This window comes from Aureimonas sp. Leaf427 (assembly GCF_001425485.1).
Classification (GTDB): Bacteria; Pseudomonadota; Alphaproteobacteria; order Rhizobiales; family Rhizobiaceae; genus Plantimonas.
On the sequence record NZ_LMQW01000015.1, the window covers coordinates 25,924 to 46,646 of the forward strand.

The following is a 20,723-nucleotide window of genomic DNA, read 5'->3' on the forward strand; positions in this document are numbered from 1 at the left end:
TGCTCACGTCCGAGGTGGTTACCGAAGGCCCTCACTCGAACTCCACGGCGTCGGAGTAGGTGAACATGAACTGGCGGTCCTGCCGGCTGCGCTGGTGACAGGAGTAGCACCGCTCCACGTTCTCGTCGGCCTTGATCGACCCGTCGGGGCGGAACCATTGGTACTGCCAGTCGTCGATGCCGTCCCCCGTCTTCTGGGCAACGAGGTATCGCTCGAGGACATCGCTCTGATAGTCTACGAGAACAACGTGCGTCCCAATCGGCACCGACTGCCCGGCCTTGATTGAGTCGAGTGCCGTACGGTTGGTGAGCATGTGCTCGCGAGTCACGCCCCGGCGAACCGTTGTGTAATGCTCAAGCTGCTCCAGCGGCGGAAACGTCACGGCGTTTTCCTCCGCATGTGCCGGGGGCGCGCTTGCTCCACCCGGCAGCATGAACGATGCCACGGCAATCGTGGCGAGAGCGATGCCCACCGTCCATGCCGCTCGCGGGCCCTTGCTTCTCATGTGCTCGTCCGTCCGTTGGTTGATCGAGACCATCTCGGTGCCAACGTACGCGGGCGCGTCAGTTCGAATTAGAGGGCCAAAGCGGCATAGACCGATAACCAGAGCTTATTAGTGAGAGGCCTGTCGAACCCTCGTTTTGGAAGGTGCCGAAAGCTGAGAACGGCTCACGCTAATGTCTGCTTCCGGCGTGGCAAAAGAGATTTCCAAACGACTGAGAAGGGTCGAAAGCGGTCTGATCTGTTCCGCGAGCGCTTTCCTCTGGATCAGAAAAGTTTTCGGTCCCCTCGCGGGCAGCCGTCGCGACAGCGACTGCGGCAGGACATATCCTGTATCCCGCCTGGGCCTGTTGCTGGGCAACAAGCATGAGCGGAGGCTGCGATACGATTTCTCGACCGTTTCTTCCGCCCCCCGCAGGCAGCATTGGTGCCGCTGATTTCCACGTCCGAAGGCCCCGCGCCGACGGAGGTTCCGCTCCTTCCCGATGGCATGAATCCGATCCTGCGCCATGCGGACGATTGGCGCCTACCCCGTAAGGAAACGCGCATCGATGTCGTGGCGCGCTGCGGCGTTCAGCCAGATCCAATCTACGAATGGCCGGCGCTCGTCCTTGCCGACGCCGAACCCCTACCACGTGCACTGGCGCCCTGGACGGCTAGCGCCTTCGAGCGCATCCCACCCCAGTTCCCGATCACCCGCTTCACCGCCCTTGCGTGGTTCGAGGACGACGCGCACGCCAACCTTAAGCGCGTCGCCGACAGTCTGACGGCATCGCTAGGGCCCACGTCGATCGGTCGGCGGTGGAACACCGTCGTCGCCGCGTGGCGGTCGGGGCTGGCTGAGGTCTCGCTGACGGCTTGGCCGCCAAGCTGGCAGTCGCACGGTCTGCAAAATCCGTCGGAAGATCGCGAGCCGCGCTTGAAAACGGCTTGCCACGTGACACTGACAACGGGCTTCCGCCTTGCTCTCGGCGAGAAAGAACGAGATTGGGTGCGAGGGTTCCAGCCTCTTGCGATCGACGGGGATGTCGGGACGGCGCGCATGGCCAGGGCCGGCCGCCTTGCTCCGGGTGAGACGGAACTCGAATACGTGCGCGACCCGGAAGATCTCGTCGAGGACAGGCAACGGATGCTCGGGCTGTCTGCGGGCGGCGAGGCACTGATCGTGGTGTCCGATCAGCTCTTCGTCATCCCCCGCACCGAGATCCTGCATCTTCGAGTGGTTCGCATGACGCCGGCCAAGAGCGGCGGCGGTTCATCGCTTCACGCTCATTGCCGCACCCGTGCGCCCGGCGCTGACGATCAGTCGGTCTTCCTGGCGCAGCATGGCGATCCCGATGGAATGACGTCGCTTGGGCAATATCTCGGGGAGCTGCTCGGTTGTCCGGCCGAGGTCAGCCCTTACTATTCGGACTGCTGACATCGTGCGGACGACAGTTCGGCCCAGCGGCGATATGCTCGCGGCAGTTCATCAATCGAGATGAGTTTGGTCCCAGCAGGAGGCAAGATGGGTAACTGGCGCATCGCAGCCGGAACCATGCGCGAACAGGCAGTGCTCGCTCGGTTGCGACAAGTGGGAACGTCCGCAGCTCTCGTGCTCCTGCTCAACGTCTTGGTTGCAGCGGCACCGAACGCGCCTGGCTATGCGAGCGAAAAGATCGACTCCCCGGCACGGATAAGTCGGGCAAGCGTGCATCTTGCTCTTCCACCCGACGAGCTGCCGCGTCGCGGGATGCTGGTCGCGACCGGCAACCTCCTGTCGCCGTTGGCTCGGTGGATCGTCATCGATCTCGACCTCATGACCATCCGACAAGCAACGACCCGTCTGGCCGATGGGGGAGGGGCGGTCGAGATCGAAAGCGAGCGCAACAACGCCATCTCGGATGATGAGCGGCGCAACGTGATCGCGTCCGGGAACGAGATCTGGAGCATGCTGGATCCCGGTTCGCCAGCGTTCGATCAGCCATCAGACCGCCTGTGCAGCGTCGCGCTTTTCGATGGCGACGAAGTCCTGCACGAGGTCGGCTCCGATTGCCCGAGACCAGGCTTCGTTGCGGTGCTGGAAGCGTTGGCGGCGTCCGGCGAGGCGCGTGCCGGATCGCGGGGGCAGGTGCTGGCTCCTCCTTCCGCGGAGGCGCCGATCGGCTCGGCGCATCTCGAGCCCGACGGCACGCTGCTCCTGCGGCTCAGAGCCGAAAACGAAGACGGGTCCACTGTCGGACATGGCGAGTTGCGATACCCGCCGAGCAACCCGGACTACGACCGTGTCATGCGCCATTTGGGACCGATCCCGCCAGGCGGTGAGGTTCTCGTGCCGCCATTCCCGCAACGCTGGCCGGACGAACCTACGCCGCCTCAGCGACCGAGGTCGTAGGTCGCCGTCCCAATCACCTGAGCGCGATCGCGTCGTGCACCCGGTGCGTCGGCACGGCTGAGGACCAGCGCCAGCTTCGGTTCCTTGCGCAGTCGGAAGGAGGTCGAGACCATGCCCTTGCGGCGCTCCTCTCCGATGGGCTCCCAACGCTCGACGAAGTCTGGTGAGGCGACTACGGCTTCGGCCGCCGGCCGGAAGTCGACCCCGCCGCCGCCCGTGATGTGGCACATCGGAATGTCGCGTGAGACCACCAGTGCGTAACCCTCGCTGGGTCCGGCATTGATCCGCCAGTAGCGGTTGCCACGCCGGAAGGGCTCGGGCGGGAGGAGCGGTTCGGGCAGGCTCTCGGTCTCGAACACCGCGCCGCCAAGATCGATCGCCGCAAGGAAGCGCGCCGGATCGTCCAGCCAGCTTGACGGGTCGAGGACCCAGATCTCGCATCCGCGCAGCGCGCCTTCCAGGCCAACGCGCAGCGGGTCGGCGACAGGCCTATCCTGTGCCGATGCGGATCCGGTGACGGCGAGCAGCATCGTCGATGCGAGCAGCAGGTGGGAAAGGCGCTCCATGTCGATGCAGAACCGGGAACGCAGTCTCATCGGTTCTCCAGCCCCCGTGAGGCGCGCTCTGCCTGGATCGTCTCCGCCTCGCGACCGATCTGGTCGCGAAGGCTCGTGAGTCCTGTCCGCATCCGCTGGTGTATGGCCGGGGCGAGTGAGGAGTCGGGAAAGCGCTCGTCCCAGAGGAGCACGGTGTCGATCGTCCGTTGGAGTTTGGGTATGTCGCCGAAGGCCCAACCATTGATGGAAGGCCCAAGCGTCTCGAACAGAGAGGAGAACAGAGCGGATTCGCCGGTCGGGTCCTGATCCGGGTTGGCGTTCAGGCGTGAGCGCCAGCGAAGTTGTCCGGCATAGAACCAGAACGTCGCTTCGTCTTCCTTGCCTTCCTGCATCAGGGGTGCCGCACGCAGCATGAGTTCGCTGGGCAGAGCGTTCCCCGCCGTCTCGGCACTTGGCGGAAACGCCTGCTCCTCTGCGATGGCAGGGGGCTGAGCAAGGAGGAAAAGGGCCGCCGCTACAGGGCATAGGAAGGGGCTGCGATAGAACATGTGGCGCGGCGGCTCCCTGCTGCGGCAGGGACCGCAATCGCTCGAAAGTCATGTTGTCTCGAGACCAGATCGGTCAAGGCGTCATGCGTCGCACACTCAGATCCCGTCGAGTGTCACCTGCCCAGCACGGTGAGCAGAAGCGGTTGGTATTGCTTCTGCCGATACACATGGCGCAGGCAACGGATGTACGAAGTGAACGGCAGCTTTGCGGGAGTGGACCAGCACTATCGGAACGGTGTGGAAGGGTCGCAGGAAGACTAGCTGGTGCTGGACAGCGAGGCGCCTTCCTCGATCACGCGGGCCAGCTCTTCACGAGCGGCATCCAACGCGATCACGCGTGTGCGGGCATGGTGGATGCTGTCCACGTTGGCAGGTTGACGGTTGGAAGCTTCATGCTTGCGTTCCTCGTCCGTGGCGAGCGCCAGAACGGCATTTCGGTATTCAGCCCGTGCGGTGTCGAGCGCTGTGTCCATCGCGTTCATCAGGTTCTTTGCCGTAGTCATCTTCTGCCCTCCAATAAGCGTCCACGGCCATGACACGACCCGACGCCGCAGCTTGAACACATCAGCGACGCCGCGGTTGCCAACCATCCAAGGCGACTCCTCCGAGGCGATGACGCCTTCGGAGAGCCCTGGGCCTTGCGAGGTCGTCGACGTCAGCCGCGGGTAGGTCCGTACAGCCGACTGGGCCGTCGCCGTAGAACGTGTCCTTGTCGGGCGTGTTGAACGGCAGGCCCCGTCGCAGGCGCTCCGCAAGATCCGGGGTGGCGATGAGTCAGGCAGCAGCGGAACGATGACGTGCGCAGGCCCTTCTCCCTCGAATCCTTGGAGGAAGCACAATGTCCGACCCAACCGGCAGCCACACGACGCCAGACATGCAGAAGATCGGCGACGATCACGGCACGCCCGGCCATCAGGAACGTCCGATGACAGAGGACGAGAAGCTAGAGAAGTCTCTGGAGGACAGTTTCCCGACGTCGGATCCGATCCAGCCAAGCCGGATCGACGGTCCCAACAACTGAGGAGAGCCATGGGGATGGATCGGGTGTCGCGCCAGCAGCAGCAAAATGCGCTGACTCATGGAGCGAAACGTAATGAGGCTTCGCTCCGGGTGAACGTGGGCCACCTGCATATCGAAGGCCAAGTGTCGGTTTCGACACCCGGCCTCCTCGCCATCGGGGGCCTGGTGTCGAGCATCCTGTTGTCGGTTGCCGTCATCGTGCTGGCGTCGACGCGCAAGCTTCCGGACGGACGCTACCGAAGGATATGCATCGGACCTGACCCGCACGATGGTGCCGACTTGAACCAAAACGGATCGGCAGGCTCGACCCCTGGTTAACGGATCCAAACTCTCAGAGTTCAACGAGATTTGCGGGTCGGCGCGTGGAAGTCGGGAGCTTTGTTGGCGATCCAACGCAGGAAGCAGGCGACCTCCGGGTTGGTGTCCAAAGGGATCGACGCTTCCGCATGCCGTTCCAAATCCAGGTTCGCGAAGCACGCATGGATCGTCCGGTGGCAAATCGGGTGAACTGGAACCGTGTTTCGTCCGCCCCGGCTCTTCGGAAGCGGATGATGCCATTCGGTTCGCTGGCCGAGAGTCCGGGCGCAAAGCCAGCAGGGCGTGCGTCCGTCGACGGGCGCTGGCGGCTCCACCCATTGTCCTGGTTTTCGATGTTTGCGCGCCATGGTCTCGATCTCGCCTAGTCGATCGTGACGAGATGAACGTCGGTCAAAGCGACTTCAACCCGACCCCCAGATGTAGTGTGAGGTCCACGACGCACGACGCCAAAATTCAGAGTCTGCCTCAAAGGGAAGTCGTAAACGTCCCAAGGGAGCAAACCCGTCCTTGGGAGGTTTCCCAAACTCTACTTCAGGAACAGGACGCCCCATGACCGAAGACCCACGCACCAGCCAGCCCACCGCCTTCCCCGGCGAAACCCAGCAGGCAAGCCCCGGCTTTGAGACGGAGATGCGCACCAAGCCCGATCACGGCGAGGAGTCGTATGTCGGCAAGGGCCTGCTCGAAGGCCGCGTCGCGCTGATCACCGGCGGCGACTCCGGTATCGGCAAGGCGGTCGCGATCGCCTACGCCCGCGAGGGAGCCGACGTCGCGATCTCCTATCTGCCGGAAGAGCAGGCCGATGCCGACGAGACGAAGGCTTGGGTTGAGAAGGCCGGCCGGCAATGCCTCCAGTTGCCGGGCGACATCCGCGACCGCGACCACTGCGTCTCGCTGGTCGAGCGGACCGTCGCCGAGCTCGGCGGCATCGACGTGCTCGTCAACAACGCCGCCGCGCAGACGACCAACGAGGACCTCGGCGACATCGATGACGACGAGATGCAGGGCGCCTTCGAGGCCAACATCTACGCCATGATCCGTCTGGCGAAAGCTGCCGTGCCGCACATGAAGCCCGGCTCCTCCATCGTGAACTCGACGAGCGTCCAGGCGAAGGTCGCGACCGAGAACATGATCGTCTACGCGACGACCAAGGGCGCGATCTCGAGCCTGACGATCGGGTTGTCGAACCTGCTCGCGCCGAAGGGCATCCGAGTCAATGCCGTCGCCCCCGGCCCGGTCTGGACGCCGATCCAGCCGATCGCCAAGTCTTCGGATGAGTTGGAGAAGCTCGGCCACAACACGCCGCTCGGCCGGGCAGGGCAGCCAGCGGAACTCGCGCCCGCCTACGTGCTGCTGGCGTCCCGCGAGGGCAGCTACATGTCGGGCGCGGTCATCCCGGTGACGGGCGGGATGCCGATGTACTGAGGCAACGCCATGCCCGAAGCACCGTCGCATCGACTCGATCGAGCGATGGTGCTTCGGTGGCGAAACCCGGAAAGATCCACGAGGAGACAGAGCGTTGGCAGACAACAAGAAGAAGACCGACGGGCGCGACAGGGCGAAGGTATCAGCCAGCGAGCCCTACGAGGTGACCTACTTCGCCAAGAAGCATGGCTTGGCGGCCGAGCAGGCCCGCGAAATCATAGAGAAGCACGGGCCGAGCCGCGAAGCCTGCGACGCGGCCGCCGAGCGCAAGCGGTAGCCGAAGTTCTCGAACCAGCGAGGCGGCGATGACGACAAGACATGGAGGATGCAACTGCGGATCGGTCCGCCTTGAGATCAACGGCGAGCCGACCCGGGTCGGCCTCTGCCACTGCATCGTCTGCCGGAAGGAGACGGGCGGACCCTACCTCGCGTTCGCCGTCTTTCCTGAAGCGGCCGTCACGGTCACGGGCGAGACCCAGAGTTGGGCGGACGACTTCGTCCTCCGCCATTTCTGCCCGACCTGCGGCTCGAGGCTTTTCAGCGTCGAGGGCAACGGGGAGGTCGAGATCCGCCTCGGGTGCCTCGACGCCGCGCCGACGGATCTGGCGCCGACATACGAGAACTGGATCGTCCATCGGGAGAGATGGCTTCCGGAAGTGCCTGGTGCCGGTCAGAACGAGCGGGTACGAGACTAGCGGCGCGCGTCGACCATATCGCCGGCGTATGCAGCCCTTGGAGAGAGGACGCTCATCAGTCTGTTCTCGCCAGACAACCTTGTTTGAGGCAAACGGCTACTCTCACGCGGTTCGCTGCGCGAAGTAACTCCGGTGCGGTGACATCGATCAGGAAGATTGGGCGGACCGACTAACTGTTGAGAAGCTGGGACAGCCGCACAATGAACTCGCGACCGGGATTGGTGCCCAGTTCGTACCGCTCCTGGTAGACCTCGAAGGCCAGATCCTGTCGCCTGCGCGAACGCGCGAGATCGGCCGACGCCAACGCGTCGGGCAGTTCCGCGAGGGTCACCTCGGTGCAGTAGCAGGGGGCGCCGCACTGTTGCCGCCATGAGTCCGCGATCGAGCCCGCATCATGGGCGTCGAACCCCGACGCCTCGACCAGTGCCATCGCCACCTCGCGGTCCCGGTCACGATCGGCCGCGACGGGCGCGGCGATGCGCTCCGGGTGAGGCGAGAATGCAGGCTGAGGCATCCGACACCGACATGAACAGGTATCGCGATCTTTCGCGGACAGACCCGCTGACGCAGCTTCCGAACCGTCGCCACTTCAACGAGCGGCTGGGGCAATGGCTCGCTGCTTCCGAACCCTTAGCGCTGCTGATGGTCGATGTCGACCACTTCAAGGGTTACAACGACACACTCGGACATCCGGCCGGCGATCGATGTCTGCGTCACGTCGCCCTGGCATTGGCCGCGTTCGAGCGGGATGACGGCGTCTTCTGCGCACGGTACGGTGGCGAGGAGTTCGCCCTTTTGCTCCTAGGGTGTGCCGAGCCGGACATTGCCGGACTTGCCGACGCGGTCGTGCACGCCGTGAGGGGCTTGGGCATCCCGCATCCCGGTCGTCCCGACGATCTGGATGTCGTGACCGTCAGTGTCGGAGCCTTCTTTTATGCCGAAGGCGCTCTCCATTCAGAACGTCTGATCGATGGAGCCGACAGCGCGCTCTACCTCGCGAAGCGGCGAGGGCGGGATCGCGCCGTAATCCATTGCGGCGCATCGAGATCCGCTGCCGCGTGATCGAATTGCCACGGGTTTCAGTCGCGGTCGAACCGGTGGGCCTCCAGATCCGGCAGAATGCTGTCGAAGGCCTCGATTGTCGCCCTGTCTCCCGCCATTTCTCCGTTTCGCCGCCCGACCCTTGCCTCAGGCACGGCGTTTCAGCCGTGCTGTTCCCTCAGGTACTTCGCCGCCGCGGCGACCCTACCGTCGTTCAGGGCACCACGCATTGTCATCCATGCTCACTGGAAGGTCGCCCTTGTCCGCGGGGTTCGGCCGACATCACCTGATCGAGGAACCTGGCAGATGACGCAGGGGCCGGTTTTTGTCATCGTGGATCTGTAATGCTTTAGCATGATTCGCCGCAGCGTTCGGAGGGGACGGATGCGGAACAGACTCGGCCTCTTCTACCTCGTCATGGAACACGATCCGAACCTCGTGTTCGTCAAGGACCCCGACGGCCTCATCATCTACGCGAACCGGGCGTTTCTAGAACTCTATCCGCCGAGCACGCGGAACTCGATCGTCGGCACGACGACGGTCAACGCGTTCACTCCGGAAGAAGCGGCCGTTTGGATGGCCGAAGACCACCGGGCGATGACCGCAGGTGTCTCCGAAATCGTCGAGGAAATCTTCGACTACACGGGCAGGCGTCGCTTTCTCCTGACCCGCAAGATCGCTTTCTCCAGCGCGGAAGGCGAGCCGAGGTTGCTCGGCATCAGTACGGATATCTCCGAGCTGGCGGAGCGCGAACGTTCCCTAGTCGATGCCAACGACCGCCTCGCGAAGTTCGCGGCCTTCGCCGCGCACGATCTGCGTTCACCTCTCGCCAGCATCGCCAGCGCGGTCAATGTGGTGCGGCAGGATCGAGAGACAGTGCTCGGCCCGAGGGCGGAGCATGTGATGGAGCTCGTGTCGGAGTGCGCAAGGGGCCTCGCTCAGCAGGTGACGACATTGCTGGTGTCGACTCACGCCGAGCACCGGAACGAGTTGAACAGGCGACTGACAGACCTGAACCTCCTCGTGGAAGAGGTGCGCTTCAACCTCTCCTGCATGATCGAGAGACACGGTGCAAGCTTCCACGCCATGCGGCTGCCGAGCCTGGTCGTCGAGCCGGATCTTTTCCGGCAACTGCTTCAGAACCTCGTCGAGAACGCGATCCGCCACCGCTCGGACGATCGGCCACCCGTCATCGTGTTTCGCCACGAGGTCGGGGGCAACCAAGACGTCATCTCCGTCGAGGACAACGGCGTCGGCATATCGCCCGCCGAGGCGGACCGGGTGTTCGGCGCTTTCGAGCAGGGTGCGAACGCGCTCGGGGGGACGGGCATCGGGCTTGCGTTGTGCCGTCGGGTGATCGGACTGCATGGGGGGTCCATGAGCATCGACACCAGTTACACCGAGGGATGCTGGGTCGTTCTCAACGTGCCCCGGGGAGCGGATGGCGTCGGGCGTGACGGGATCCGAGCGGCTTGAGCCGCTCACCTGACCTTTGGAGGTTGGCGCTCGCCGACGCGGCGTCCCGCAACGGTCCTGCGTTTTCTTGCCCTGTTCAGGCCGCGATCGTCTCCATGGAGCCTTGCCGGTCGGCTCGTTGCCATGCCGCAAAGTCGACCGCCTCCATCGGCTTGGCGAAGTGATATCCCTGCGCTTCCTCGCAGCCCATCTCTTCCAGCAGGTCGGCGGCAGTCGACGTTTCGACGCCCTCGCCGACGACGCGGTAGCCCATCCCCTGCGACATCGTAATCATCGAGCGGACGAGCGCCTGCTCGCGCTCGCCCTTCTCGATGTCGAACACAAAGCTCCGGTCGATCTTGACGACGTGTGCGGGAAGCCTCTGGAGATAGGCGAGGCTGCTGTAGCCCATGCCGAAGTCGTCGATCGCCAGCCGGAGGCCCGCCGCGGACAGCGCGCTGAGCCTCTCCAAGGCGGTCGTCGCGTCCTTCATCACAGCGCTTTCGGTAACCTCCAGTTCCAGGCTCTCAGTAATCAGTATAAAACGACGCATTTCGGACTGATCATTCGCGAATATTTCCGATGTCGAAAAATAGTGTCTCGCCCGAAGAGTCGTCAACACCGTCATTATCTGTGACGACATGGCCGATGCTGTCGGCGCCAATCGCGAAGCCCTCGACCTTGTCGACGACATAGCCGCCCGTACGCTTGAGATTGGGAATGAGATCCCGAACGGTTTCCTTCGCCACCACCGGCAGGGGACCGCCGAGGGGCGCGGGATTCAGTTCGGACAGCGCGACGCGGGTGATCGCCTTCAGCCTTGCCGCTTGTCCGATGCGGTTGTCGCGCTCGATCAGGTAGACGTGGTCGCCATATGCGGTGATCTCGGAAAGGCCTACCCAGCCATCCTCGCCCTCGGCCGTCTCCAGCGGGTAGAGCACGGCGCTCCAGGCCTTGGTAGCGGGATCGTAGGAAACAAGCTTGGTCTCGTTCTTCGGATCGGTCTTCCAGGGGCGCTGGATCGCGATCCAAAGCTTGCCGTCGACCATCGTGATGCCCTCCGAACCCGAGCGCGTCTCACCCTTCAGCAGTTCGGCATCGAACGGCACTTCTTCCAGGATTGCGCCCTTGGCGTCGACATGGACCAGCTGGTGCGGAACGTCCTTCTTGGTGTCGCCCTCACTCGCCAGCCAGAACCCGCCCGCGCCGTCATGGGCGATGCCTTCGAGATCGAGCTTCTCGGCTGGCTTGCCGTTGCGGGTGACAATTGTCGAGCTGGTGATGCGGGCGGGCGTCTTAGAGGCGTCGATCGCGTAGATCGTCGGCGCCGCGGCATAGGCGCTGTCGCTAACAGCGCGCAAGCTCGTCGCGACCTTCGGATCGGCGACGATGCCGGAGAGCGCGCCCCAGGCGATCGGGCGACCGTCCTTTTCGTCCGAGACGAGCTCGGGATAGGCGGCGGTGCCCTCGGCGCGCTCGTAGATCATGACATGCGAGCGCGCGGCGCCGTCTTCCCCTAAATCGGCTTCGTTCGCGGTGACGAGGAGATTGCGGCCGGGAAGGGCGACGGCGCCCTCGGGCGAGATGCCGGAAGGAAGAAGTTGAAGGAAGGCAGGCTCTGCGCCCGTGTCGCGATAGACGCCGACGACCGAGCCACGCTCGGCCAGGATGAAGATCAGCGTCTCGTCGCCGAACCGCGCGACCTCAAGGCCCTCCGGCTCGACGCCCTTGGCATCCGAGCGTTTGTCGGGATAGTGGCCGGCCTTCGCCGCTTCCATTTCGAGCGCAAGGCCGGACTCGTAGGCCACGGTGCCGTCGCGCTTGAAAATTGTGAAGCCGCGCGTGCCGCCCTTCCAATCGCCCTCGTTGGCGACGACGAGACGGTCCGTTCCCAGCCACTTCACGGCATCGGGCTCGCGCGGGCGCGCCTCGATCGTGTCAGTGAAGGCGATCTTCTTGTCGTCCTTGGCGTCGACGCCTTCGAGAGCGACGGTGCCCGCCGAGAAATTCGCCGTGACCTTGCCGGTCTTGGCATCGACGATGGCGATGTGGTTGTTTTCCTGAAGCGTGACGGCGATCTCGCCGGCGCCGTTGAAGGCGACGAACTCCGGCTCCGGATCCTCCGGCGCGACCTCTGCAAGGCCGGTGAGGTCGACGCGCTTCAGGCTCGCGCAGTCCGGCGCGCCGTCCTTGACGGAGAGGATGACGAGATCGCCCGCTGGCAACTGCGGCAGCGCGCCCTCGGCAACGTCCTCGTCGCGCTCGTTCTCGATGGCGACCGCTATCAGCGTCTTGTCCGGCGAGACAGCGACGGAATCGGGCTGCCCGCCGAGATCGCAGGAAGCGCCTTCCGCCTTGGAGGCGAGGTCGACCGTGGCGAGGCGACCGGAGGGATTGGCGCGGTTCTCCGACGTGTTGACGGCGACAATCGCCGTGCCGCCGATGACGGCGACCGAGGTCGGCTCGCCCTTCATGTCGACGAAGCCGACGGCCTTTGGCGATCTGGCGTCGGAGATGTCGATGAGGCCGATGCCGCCGAGTGGGCTGTCGGAATAGATGAGCGTCAGCCCGTCCTCGCTCGCCGCCACGATCTCGGCGGAACTCGTTGAGGTCGGCTTTTTGTCCGCGGGCAGATTATCCGTCACCGCGAAGGATGCGATGCGGTTGAACACCGGTTCGGCCGTTGCACCGAGCGCGGAGCCCGTGAGAAAGAGGGCAGCGAGCGGCAGCGTGGAACGGGCGATCACAGGCGATTTTCCTTCGGGAAGTTGAATAGGTTGCTTTCAATCAGGCGTATGTAACAACTCGATGACATCCCCAACGCTCCGCCCCGCTGCCCTCTACTGGCCTCGGCACTGTTGCTTGTGCTGCGTCAACCCTCGACGCTCTTCTCTCCGTAGGCAGCGCCCGTCGCAGCACAGCCCGCCAGTTCCATGACTCGCTCGGCGGCAAAACCTATCATTACGCGAAGAAGGTCGGTGTGTCCGGAGGGCTTTGCCAGTCGTCATGAAGGCCGTCTATGAACGCGTCGGGCGCCGCCAAGAGATCGATAACTGAAAAGTCGTCCAACGAGGCCAAGTGAACGGAAACGAAGGCTCGCCGCCCATCTGCTCGATCCGGCCATGGTCACGAGCCGGACGTACTCGGCTCGACCTAGCGAGCCAACTTGCCGTGCCACCGGTAGCGATCAGACAGGCGAGAAACACGCTGGCAAAAGGGCAGGGCAACCGCTCGTCGACTTTCCGGCCTGACAACGGCCTCGCTGTTGATATGGGCTAGAGCCAATACAGACTGGGGATTACGCTCTCGGAAGCGCATGACCACGGCTCCGGCAATACCGTCGGATGTCACTACTGCTGCACTAAACGCCACTATCTGCCGCAGGATCTGAAGGCGATCTTAGGCCATATAGACCCTCGGCATGTCGCAAGGGGCAGGGCTTGCGAGAAGTGGAAGCATCGCGACTATCTCGTCGTCTGCGTCCGACATGCGCTGCGAGCAGAACGCATTGGGGTCGTGATCCGCCGGCTCGATCGCCTCTTCATGGTGCGTCGGGTCGTTTGGCGGGAGGAGACATGGGGCTAATGTTGCAGCTCTTCTTGTCCCGCCGCAATTTTGAACACAGCTGCTAAAAGTATCTACAGTTCAACGGCTTGAAGCATCACGCGCCGTATGTTTCAATTTCGCGACAGACGTTCTCCCGCGACTGTCTCAGAGAGCCTCGGCGTTGCCCATCCCGCCGAGGCTCTCGCCTGTTGCCGTCCTCTGCCTTCAGGCCACGCTGACTGTCTCTCGACAGAAACAGGTCATCTGTCACAATTCGTCATAATTCAGAGTGCGGTTGTTTGTGACCGCTCCCTCCGACAAAGGCACTTCTGAAGGTCCGTGTGGACCAACAGGGGCAGATGCAAAGCATGTGCCCTTCATCACGGGGGTGCATCATGTCTCTCAGATCCGTTATCCTCTCGGCAACAGCTTTGCTGGCTGTCATCACCAGCGCCCGCGCCGCCGACACGTCCGTTGTCATGGTAGAGCCCGAGCCGGCGGAATACGTCCGGGTTTGCGATGTTTATGGTAAGGGCTACTTCTATGAACTCCAGCGGGATTGGGCACGGGAAGCGACCATTCCGGGTTTCATGGATGTCTTCAAGAGCTTCGACGGCTTTAACCCCGAGAAGGCTGCGGCATCGCACGCGGCTTGACCACGATCGGGGCCAAGCAAGTGTGACGGGGCGGCCAACGCGACGGCCGCCCGGCAAGGCTTGGCTCGGTGGGGTTCGCAATTGCCTGCGTTCCTCGCGGGGCGACACGGCAGCGCGTTCGCCGACGCTAGTGCGCGCCGGGTTCCTGGGTTAGCTCGCAACATCATCGATCGAAGCCCCGGGGTCGTCCGTGCTCCGATGGCTCCCCTTCAGCAGAATCGCGCGCCGACCGCGTCGGAACACCGCCCGCAGAGCGTCGGCGTCTCCCACAACAACCACCGCGGCCTCAGCTCCCCTGGTCCTCCAACGGTCTGCTTTCCCCCCGTCGCGGGTGACCACGAGGATCTGTTCTTCTGCTGCAAGGAGGCTGCCGACGACAGCCGATCCGACATGTCCAGTGGACCCGAGAACGATGATCATGGTCGGAGCTCCTCGTCAGCCAAAAGCGGCCCTACGGACAGCCAAGCAGGATAGGACCGGAAGTCTGACTTGCTGAGAACGGCCAGGGTGTCTCTGTCCTGTTGTTCGACGACTGCAAGGGCCGTCGTGGACAAGATGGCATAGGCGTCGTCGAGATAGTCGCCAATGGCCTCGAAGCCGAACGTCCAGCCCACTTGTGGTTCCTCGGCATCACGGCGCAGAGTCACGTGCGTGAGTTCGACAGAGCAGATCCGTATCGGCGCCGACGACGGATCGGCATTCGACACTGGCGACGCACCACTTGGGACTTGGCCTTCCCAGTTCGGCACGTAGCGGCGCAGCTGACGCACCTTTCTGACGAAGGCAGTTGGACCGCTGCGAAGGAACTCCGCCGTGAAGTGGTTCTTGCGATCACCGAGATCGGGCTTCATCGACCACTTCGACCAACCCCTCGCCAGGACGGAACCGATACTCGGAAGGTGAATGCTTCGGCCCATGTCGACCGGGCCCTTCGCCTCGAGCATCTCGTCCCGAATCTTGATGCCGACCTCATGCCAGGCCGGGTCAGGTGTGAGGTAACCATCATCGCGTGGTTCCTCGATACGGACCAACGCTTGGTCGACGTCGAAGAATGCGTCCAATCCCGTTGGCGGCTGGTCCCTCCCGAACCACCGGATCTCGGCGCTGACCGTGATCACGTCGGTGCTTCCAGGTGCGCTTGCTTGTCGGCAGCCCGCCACGTTTGTGAGGTGTGCTTCGCTTTCCGGCTCCCGGCGGCATCGAGATAGCTCTCCATCCGTCGCCGGAACGCGGCAGGCTTCTCGGCGAACAGGCGCGCGCAGGCCTCCAAGGCGGATCGCCGAAGCTCGTCCTGGTAGGTGTCGATCAGCGCGGTGACGGCTTCTCGATCCTCATGGGATGCATGGGCGGCTGGGTCCGCGGCGATCTCGGCGCGCATCACGGCGTAGTCATGATCTCGGCCGAGGTCGTCAGCGACGCCATCCGCCACCTTGCGTGCAGGCTCCAGCACCTCCGGCCAAGCTGGCGAGAGGAGCCGCAAGTGCATGGCGTGGTACTTCACCCGCTTGCGTAGCTCGTGGAACGCCTCGGCGTCGCCATGCCGCTTCAAACCCTCCAGCCCCGCGCGGGCACGACGGTAGTTCTCCTTAAGGCCATCCAGCAGGGCGGCACGCGCCGAAGCCTTTTCGTGCGACGAACCCCATCCCTTCCACTCCTTCTGTGCCTTCTTCAACGTGTCTACGACGTCTGCCACCTTCTTCGACAGCGATCCCTGTTCATCGACGGCAGCCTGCCGCCTGCGGTCCAGCGCTTCCCTGAGGTTGGACATCGGCCCCACCGCGGCATCCTCGCCGAAACGCTCCTTCAAGGCATCGAGGGACTCGATCAGCGCCGTCCGGTCGCGGACGGCCGACAGGCTCTTGGCCGTGTCCCGGAAGCGGACGTTCTCTGAACGGTAGAGGTCGGGATCGCTCCTCCGAATGAGGCGCAAGAGACCGCGCAACCTCTTCAACCGCTTGCGCACGTCGTGGATTGCTTCCCCGCGATCTCCCGAGGCATTGTCGAGGTCCTCGACGGCTGCTCCGAGCTCCTCGAGCGCGACGCGTCCTATCTCCTTCGAGAGGGATCGCTCGGGATGCAGTTTGTAGGCCATGAGCAGTATCTCTGTTTTGCGGAAATGTTTTCCGATCCAGCATCAAGAGTCTTGCTTGATCAAAGGTGATGGACAGAAGACGCTTAAACAGCCCGCGCGGTTGCCCTTCAGTTGCGTTCATCGCCGTGTCACGCAGGCGGCGCCTTATCCGCGAAAGTGGTCGGGAGCGTTGTCGATGGACTGGATGTCACTGGCGATGGGCGCGATCGGCGGCCTCGTCCTCTTCCTCTACGGCGTGCACGAGCTCAGCCAGGCGCTGAAGGCAGTCGCGGGCGAGCGGATGAAGCGGTTGATCGGTCAGGCGACGGGCGATCGCTTTCGCGGTCTCGGCGCCGGGACGGTCGCGACCGTTCTCCTCGACTCCTCCTCACTGACGATCATCCTCCTCATCACCTTCGTCGACGCGGGCCTCGCAACGTTCGTGCAGGCGCTGCCCGTCGTTCTCGGCGCCAACATCGGCACGACGTTCTCGAGCCAGGTCTTCGCGGTCGGCATCGACGCGTACGCCCCCGTCCTGATGCTCGCCGGGTTCCTCCTCCGGATGACGATGAAGAAGCACCATGCCAAGGATTGGGGCTCCGCCATCTTCGGCATCGGCCTCGTCCTCTTCGGCCTCCACACGATCGGCGAGGCAGCCGAGCCCTTAAAGGACCAGCCGGCGGTGACGGACTGGCTTAAGACCATGGCGACGCCCGTCTACGGCATCATCGCCGGCGCGGCCATCACGGTCGCCATCCAGTCCTCGTCCGCCATGCTCGGGATCATCATCACGCTGGCGGGGCAAGGGATCATTCCGCTGGAGGCAGGCATCGCGATGATGCTGGGCGCCGAGATCGGCACCTGCGCCGACACGCTCGTCGCCACGATCGGGCGCTCGCGCGACGCGCTGCGGGTCGGGCTGTTCCACCTCTTCTTCAACATCATCACCGTCCTCATCGGTGCGGTGCTGGTGGAGCAGATCGTCGCCTTCGCGACCTGGACCAGCGACGACGTCGCCCAGCAGATCGCCAATGCCCATGTCGCGTTCAACGTCGGCGGCGCGCTGCTCTTCCTTGGCTTCGTGCGCATCGTCGGGCGGCTGATCGAGCGTGCGGTGCCGGAGCGGATGGAAGCCGTCCCCGCCGAGTGAGGCTGAGGGGTGAACATCATCACCCGCGAAAGGGAGCTGCCTCATGATGAGGACCACGAAGCTGGGCACGGCAGGCGAGCGCTTTCGGCGCATAGCCGAGGAGCAAGGGCGTGAAGCTGCTTCCACGGTGCTGCCGAAGGTTCGCGAGCGATGCCTGGAGGCTGAGCGTTCCTTCCTTGTCATGGCCGAGAGGGCGGAGGCGGTAGAAGTCGACCGTCAAAGACGAGCGGCTGCGGTTGTACCGAAGCCTGCTGCCCGACGCCCCCGGCGTTTCGGCTACGCTTGAAGCACTTCAGATTTTACCCTGCGCTTCGCCTTCGGCTTTTTCGCCCGTGATGTATCCCCGGCATCCTTCTCGTCCGAGGTGCGTTCGGCGATCGCCAAGTCCTGTATGCGCTTTGCCTTCTCGGGATCGGCGTCGAGGCCACCCGTCAGAGCGTAAAACGCGGCCTGAACCACGTCCTTCTTGGACACGCCGGGATGACGTTCGCGCACCGCCGCAATGATCTCCTTGGCCTTGGTGCCAGGGGTGGCAAGCTCTTGAACGGTCGCGGCGAGATCGTCGAGCTTCGACATGGGCAGATTCTTTGTCAACGAAATGTCATGAGCCCTTCCGCGAGGTCGCTGTCACAGTCAACGGGTGCGCCTGTCGGCATCGTCGCGGGAACGTCATCGTGTGGGCTTAGGCTAGCGGACAACCTATGGAGGACACGCCATGCCGTACCGCCTCGTGAAGGGTCGCTACCGGGTCGTCGCCTACTCGCCGGACGGCGACACGATCCGCTTCGAGCCCGACGACCGCGAGGCCTTCGGCGACCTGCTCGACGACGCCCAGTTCAACGTCCGGGGTCACGTGCCGTTGCGCTTGGAGGGCATCGACGCGCTGGAAAGCCATTATTCACCACCGTCGGGCGGCGGGGCGCTCAGCCAGCCGATGCCGCTCGCCCGGGCTGCCACCGACTTCCTTCTCGACTTTGTCGGGATCCGGGACGTCGTCTGGACGGCCGAGCGGCGCTCTATCGCTTCGGCGGTCGATGGGGTGCCCGGCCACATCCTGACCCGTTCGGTCGACAAGTACGGCCGCGTCATCGCGTTCGCCTTTACCGGAAATGCGGACGAGGAGGACGGTGACGACGTCTACCTCGACGCCGATGGGCTGGCGGCGAGCTACAACCTTGTGGCCCTCTCGGCCGGACTCGTCTACCCGACCTTCTACTGGGGTCTCTTTGCCGATCTCCGGACCGCCATGGCCGACGCCACGCGGGCGGCACGCGCGGAGCGCAGGGGCGTCTTCGCTAAGGACGCGACACAGACGGGCGTGACAGTGACGTCGCTCGCCTCGATCACCGATGACGCGGTCATCCTGCCGAAGCTTTTCCGTCGCCTCTCGGACTTCCTTGTGGCGACCGGATCGGTCGAGGACTTCGACGCCGCGGTGGAGGCCAACCGCGAACCCGTTCTGGACCTCACCACCAGCAACTTCACCCACTTCGACACCTTCATCGAGCAGGACGGCGATACGGTCCGCCTGACGCGCCTGCCCGAGGACATCGTCTTCGACCCGATGCCCAACCGCGAGACGGCGAGCCTCGGCGCCATGCTCGAGATGGCGATGGTCGATGGCGACATCACCGCCGAAACCGTCACGACCAACGGAGATCCCGCATGAGCAATGTCCCAGGCATCAGCCCGATCACGACCGACATCGAGGACGTCCGGCACTCGGACGAGGACGGCTTCTTCGGCGACGAAGGTGACGGCAACGTCCCTGACGATGAGACGGACGAGGACGACGACGAGGCACGCAAAGTGATCGAGGAAGGGAAGGGCCGCACCATCAATCCTTGAAGGGTTGGTCGGATCCGCCGCGACGCGTTTTGACATCGCCACGTCATCGGCGGCCGCTATCGGAGAGGCTCAGAACCACGACGGTCGATGCCATGCACACGTCTCATCCGGTCTTCGGGGACCTCGTCACGTCGAACAGGCTGGTGCGCGGCGGACGTTGGACGTTCCGGGGCACCCTCGTCCTCTTGGACGACGTCTTCGCCGAGCTCGCGCGGGGAATGACCCTGCAAGCCGTCTGGGAAAAGCATGGCGCGCTCGATCGCCGGGACCTCGAGGCGGTGGTGAGCCAAGCGCTGGGCGAGCATGCCCACGCGCTCCGCGAGCCGACGGGCGACCTCGCATTCGGCGACGCTCGCCGCGGGGCGGAAACCCGATCGACACGCCGCGCCGCAGCCTGATGGGGCCGATCGTACCCACCATCCGCCGGGGGCGAATGGGATGGATGGAAACCAGGCGGCCGGTCGCGGCAGATCTCGACGAGCGCATGGGCGCAAGGACGGAGTCTTCGATGTCCCCAAAGCGGCCGCCATCCGACGCCATGACGCTCCGGGAACTTGGCGTCGCCGATCTGGACTGCGCTTTCGACGCTGAGGGGTTCCTGGACGGTCCGCCCGCCGACGGGGCCGATCGGGCAAGTGCGCCGACCAGCGCGGACGGCAAGGACCCGGTCGAGGTCGACGACCTGCCGCGGCAACTGTCCACCTCGTAGCCGACGAGTCGGCGCGCGGCCCCGCTCTCGCGTCCGGTTTTGATGACGATCCCATGAAATTCCCCATGCCGGGGAACGGCGACCGTCGCGCCGACGCTACCAAAAGCGACCAACCGGGCCGATGCCCACCTCAATGACGGACGGAGTTCCCCATGTCGAAGGTCAGCATGCCCATCCTCCTCGCTGCCTTTCTCCTCTCCGGGGCTGCGGACCAGGCGCAATCGACCGCCGGCGACGAGGTGCAGGACTCGGGCGTCGGCAAGGTCGACACCGGAGCCTGGGTCGGCAAGCCCGTCGTCAGCGCCGACGGCAAGGCGATCGGCAAGGTTCGCGACGTCAGCATGGCCACGGCAAATAGCGACGGCGGGGTCGTCGTCGTCGAGAGCGAGGGCGGCGAGGAGCTGAAAGTCCCGATGCAGGGCGCCAGCTTCGACGGCACGTCGGTGACGGTCTCGATGCCGGAGGAGAACGCGGACAAGCCCGCGGCGGCGAACTGACGGCATGTCGGCAGCGTCACCGCGACCCGGAAGATGAAGGGCAAGTCCGTCCATGTCGTCCTGAACGCCGGGGCGGGAGCGGCGTCGAAGCTCGGCGTTACGAGGCAGTCCCTGATGGATGCCCTGGGCCGGGCCGGAGCGCGTTCCGTCGACATCGATGCGGATGCGTCGACGCCGCTTGCGGACCGTGTCCGGGACTGTCAGGAGTTCTGTGCGGGAGGTCATGATGATGGAAAGGAAAGGACCATCGCATGGCTATCGACAAAGAGCTTTTGGACCAGCTTCTGGCGGGACGCGACCCTCAGGACGTTT

At 64.2% G+C, this 20,723-nt stretch carries 27 protein-coding genes and 2 pseudogenes; 17 read left to right on the forward strand and 12 right to left on the reverse strand.

Annotated elements, in window-relative coordinates; all coding sequences use genetic code 11:
• Positions 1-31: 31 nt before the first annotated feature.
• On the reverse strand, positions 32-505 hold the full coding sequence (locus ASG62_RS12055) for a cytochrome P460 family protein (protein ID WP_056695907.1): 474 nt from the start codon (positions 503-505) through the stop codon (positions 32-34).
• Positions 506-928: 423 nt separating this feature from the next.
• On the opposite strand from ASG62_RS12055, the gene ASG62_RS12060 reads away from it, so the two are divergent.
• On the forward strand, positions 929-1,921 hold the full coding sequence (locus ASG62_RS12060) for a hypothetical protein (protein ID WP_156382093.1): 993 nt from the start codon (positions 929-931) through the stop codon (positions 1,919-1,921).
• Between the two features lie 87 nt (positions 1,922-2,008).
• Positions 2,009-2,875: a hypothetical protein gene (locus tag ASG62_RS27200; protein WP_200944720.1), complete on the forward strand. Its 867-nt coding sequence runs from the start codon at positions 2,009-2,011 to the stop codon at positions 2,873-2,875.
• On the opposite strand, the gene ASG62_RS12070 is transcribed toward ASG62_RS27200, so the two are convergent.
• The 3 genes from ASG62_RS12070 to ASG62_RS12080 form a co-directional block, all read right to left on the reverse strand.
• Positions 2,857-3,471 (reverse strand): hypothetical protein, encoded by a 615-nt coding sequence (locus ASG62_RS12070; RefSeq protein WP_056695836.1) that lies wholly within the window; start codon positions 3,469-3,471, stop codon positions 2,857-2,859. The two genes, ASG62_RS27200 and ASG62_RS12070, sit on opposite strands and share 19 nt — an antisense overlap.
• Positions 3,468-3,980, reverse strand: coding sequence for a hypothetical protein (locus tag ASG62_RS12075; protein ID WP_056695834.1), 513 nt, complete (start codon positions 3,978-3,980; stop codon positions 3,468-3,470). Before ASG62_RS12075 ends, ASG62_RS12070 begins: the two co-directional genes overlap by 4 nt.
• Before the next feature lie 257 nt (positions 3,981-4,237).
• Complete coding sequence (locus tag ASG62_RS12080) at positions 4,238-4,570, reverse strand: hypothetical protein (protein ID WP_200944719.1); 333 nt, start codon at positions 4,568-4,570, stop codon at positions 4,238-4,240.
• Positions 4,571-4,818: 248 nt separating this feature from the next.
• On the opposite strand from ASG62_RS12080, the gene ASG62_RS26425 reads away from it, so the two are divergent.
• The 5 genes from ASG62_RS26425 (at position 4,819) to ASG62_RS12100 (ending at position 7,438) form a co-directional block, all read left to right on the forward strand.
• Positions 4,819-5,001 (forward strand): hypothetical protein, encoded by a 183-nt coding sequence (locus ASG62_RS26425; RefSeq protein WP_156382094.1) that lies wholly within the window; start codon positions 4,819-4,821, stop codon positions 4,999-5,001.
• 14 nt (positions 5,002-5,015) lie between these two features.
• Entirely contained in the window at positions 5,016-5,318 is a 303-nt protein-coding gene (locus ASG62_RS12085) for a hypothetical protein (protein WP_162247008.1), read from the forward strand.
• A gap of 549 nt (positions 5,319-5,867) precedes the next feature.
• Positions 5,868-6,743: an SDR family oxidoreductase gene (locus ASG62_RS12090; protein ID WP_056695826.1), complete on the forward strand. Its 876-nt coding sequence runs from the start codon at positions 5,868-5,870 to the stop codon at positions 6,741-6,743.
• Positions 6,744-6,837: 94 nt separating this feature from the next.
• Positions 6,838-7,020 carry a DUF3606 domain-containing protein gene (locus tag ASG62_RS12095; RefSeq protein ID WP_056695823.1) on the forward strand — a complete coding sequence of 61 codons (183 nt, stop codon included), beginning with the start codon at positions 6,838-6,840 and terminating at the stop codon, positions 7,018-7,020.
• A 28-nt stretch (positions 7,021-7,048) separates the two neighbouring features.
• The gene (locus tag ASG62_RS12100; RefSeq protein WP_056695821.1) at positions 7,049-7,438 is read left to right on the forward strand and encodes a GFA family protein; all 390 of its coding nucleotides are present in this window, start codon (positions 7,049-7,051) and stop codon (positions 7,436-7,438) included.
• Positions 7,439-7,607: 169 nt separating this feature from the next.
• Here ASG62_RS12100 and ASG62_RS12105 read toward each other — a convergent pair whose 3' ends face one another.
• The gene (locus ASG62_RS12105; protein ID WP_244487608.1) at positions 7,608-7,868 is read right to left on the reverse strand and encodes an NADP oxidoreductase; all 261 of its coding nucleotides are present in this window, start codon (positions 7,866-7,868) and stop codon (positions 7,608-7,610) included.
• A gap of 68 nt (positions 7,869-7,936) precedes the next feature.
• Between ASG62_RS12105 and ASG62_RS12110 the strand changes: the two genes are divergently transcribed.
• Positions 7,937-8,500, forward strand: coding sequence for a GGDEF domain-containing protein (locus ASG62_RS12110; RefSeq protein WP_082537291.1), 564 nt, complete (start codon positions 7,937-7,939; stop codon positions 8,498-8,500).
• A 363-nt stretch (positions 8,501-8,863) separates the two neighbouring features.
• Positions 8,864-9,955, forward strand: a complete 1,092-nt coding sequence (locus ASG62_RS12115; RefSeq protein ID WP_056695815.1) for an ATP-binding protein — start codon at positions 8,864-8,866, stop codon at positions 9,953-9,955.
• 76 nt (positions 9,956-10,031) lie between these two features.
• Here the strand turns inward: ASG62_RS12115 and ASG62_RS12120 are convergent, their stop codons facing one another.
• The 3 genes and pseudogenes from ASG62_RS12120 to ASG62_RS26430 all read right to left on the reverse strand — a co-directional run.
• Complete coding sequence (locus ASG62_RS12120; RefSeq protein WP_244487607.1) at positions 10,032-10,556, reverse strand: EAL domain-containing protein; 525 nt, start codon at positions 10,554-10,556, stop codon at positions 10,032-10,034.
• Positions 10,498-12,681 (reverse strand): esterase-like activity of phytase family protein, encoded by a 2,184-nt coding sequence (locus tag ASG62_RS12125; RefSeq protein WP_162246025.1) that lies wholly within the window; start codon positions 12,679-12,681, stop codon positions 10,498-10,500. Before ASG62_RS12125 ends, ASG62_RS12120 begins: the two co-directional genes overlap by 59 nt.
• A gap of 131 nt (positions 12,682-12,812) precedes the next feature.
• Positions 12,813-12,935, reverse strand: a pseudogene (locus ASG62_RS26430) (IS256 family transposase); the annotation flags it as partial.
• A gap of 940 nt (positions 12,936-13,875) precedes the next feature.
• On the opposite strand from ASG62_RS26430, the pseudogene ASG62_RS28025 reads away from it, so the two are divergent.
• A pseudogene (locus ASG62_RS28025) lies at positions 13,876-14,025 on the forward strand (porin); the annotation flags it as partial.
• Between the two features lie 261 nt (positions 14,026-14,286).
• On the opposite strand, the gene ASG62_RS12135 reads toward ASG62_RS28025, so the two are convergent.
• From ASG62_RS12135 to ASG62_RS12145, 3 genes are read right to left on the reverse strand one after another with little or no spacing between them, the layout of a single operon-like run.
• The gene (locus ASG62_RS12135) at positions 14,287-14,556 is read right to left on the reverse strand and encodes an NAD-dependent epimerase/dehydratase family protein (protein ID WP_056695804.1); all 270 of its coding nucleotides are present in this window, start codon (positions 14,554-14,556) and stop codon (positions 14,287-14,289) included.
• Positions 14,553-15,254, reverse strand: a complete 702-nt coding sequence (locus ASG62_RS12140; protein ID WP_056695801.1) for a hypothetical protein — start codon at positions 15,252-15,254, stop codon at positions 14,553-14,555. Before ASG62_RS12140 ends, ASG62_RS12135 begins: the two co-directional genes overlap by 4 nt.
• Positions 15,251-16,228: a CHAD domain-containing protein gene (locus ASG62_RS12145; RefSeq protein WP_056695799.1), complete on the reverse strand. Its 978-nt coding sequence runs from the start codon at positions 16,226-16,228 to the stop codon at positions 15,251-15,253. The genes ASG62_RS12140 and ASG62_RS12145 overlap by 4 nt, the downstream gene beginning before the upstream one ends.
• A gap of 184 nt (positions 16,229-16,412) precedes the next feature.
• Here ASG62_RS12145 and ASG62_RS12150 point away from each other — a divergent pair, with 184 nt between their 5' ends.
• The gene (locus tag ASG62_RS12150; RefSeq protein ID WP_162246024.1) at positions 16,413-17,357 is read left to right on the forward strand and encodes a Na/Pi cotransporter family protein; all 945 of its coding nucleotides are present in this window, start codon (positions 16,413-16,415) and stop codon (positions 17,355-17,357) included.
• A 276-nt stretch (positions 17,358-17,633) separates the two neighbouring features.
• Here the strand turns inward: ASG62_RS12150 and ASG62_RS12155 are convergent, their stop codons facing one another.
• Positions 17,634-17,933 (reverse strand): hypothetical protein, encoded by a 300-nt coding sequence (locus ASG62_RS12155; protein WP_056695793.1) that lies wholly within the window; start codon positions 17,931-17,933, stop codon positions 17,634-17,636.
• A 139-nt stretch (positions 17,934-18,072) separates the two neighbouring features.
• Between ASG62_RS12155 and ASG62_RS12160 the strand changes: the two genes are divergently transcribed.
• The 6 genes from ASG62_RS12160 to ASG62_RS27380 all read left to right on the forward strand — a co-directional run.
• Positions 18,073-19,026, forward strand: coding sequence for a hypothetical protein (locus ASG62_RS12160; protein WP_056695790.1), 954 nt, complete (start codon positions 18,073-18,075; stop codon positions 19,024-19,026).
• Complete coding sequence (locus tag ASG62_RS12165) at positions 19,023-19,205, forward strand: hypothetical protein (protein WP_056695787.1); 183 nt, start codon at positions 19,023-19,025, stop codon at positions 19,203-19,205. Before ASG62_RS12160 ends, ASG62_RS12165 begins: the two co-directional genes overlap by 4 nt.
• Positions 19,206-19,297: 92 nt before the next feature.
• The gene (locus ASG62_RS12170) at positions 19,298-19,603 is read left to right on the forward strand and encodes a DUF433 domain-containing protein (RefSeq protein ID WP_056695783.1); all 306 of its coding nucleotides are present in this window, start codon (positions 19,298-19,300) and stop codon (positions 19,601-19,603) included.
• Positions 19,604-19,713: 110 nt separating this feature from the next.
• On the forward strand, positions 19,714-19,914 hold the full coding sequence (locus ASG62_RS26435; protein ID WP_156382097.1) for a hypothetical protein: 201 nt from the start codon (positions 19,714-19,716) through the stop codon (positions 19,912-19,914).
• Positions 19,915-20,066: 152 nt separating this feature from the next.
• Positions 20,067-20,411 (forward strand): PRC-barrel domain-containing protein, encoded by a 345-nt coding sequence (locus ASG62_RS12180; protein WP_056695776.1) that lies wholly within the window; start codon positions 20,067-20,069, stop codon positions 20,409-20,411.
• A gap of 33 nt (positions 20,412-20,444) precedes the next feature.
• Positions 20,445-20,723 (forward strand): hypothetical protein (locus ASG62_RS27380; RefSeq protein WP_210168393.1); only part of this gene is annotated, 279 nt, incomplete at its 3' end.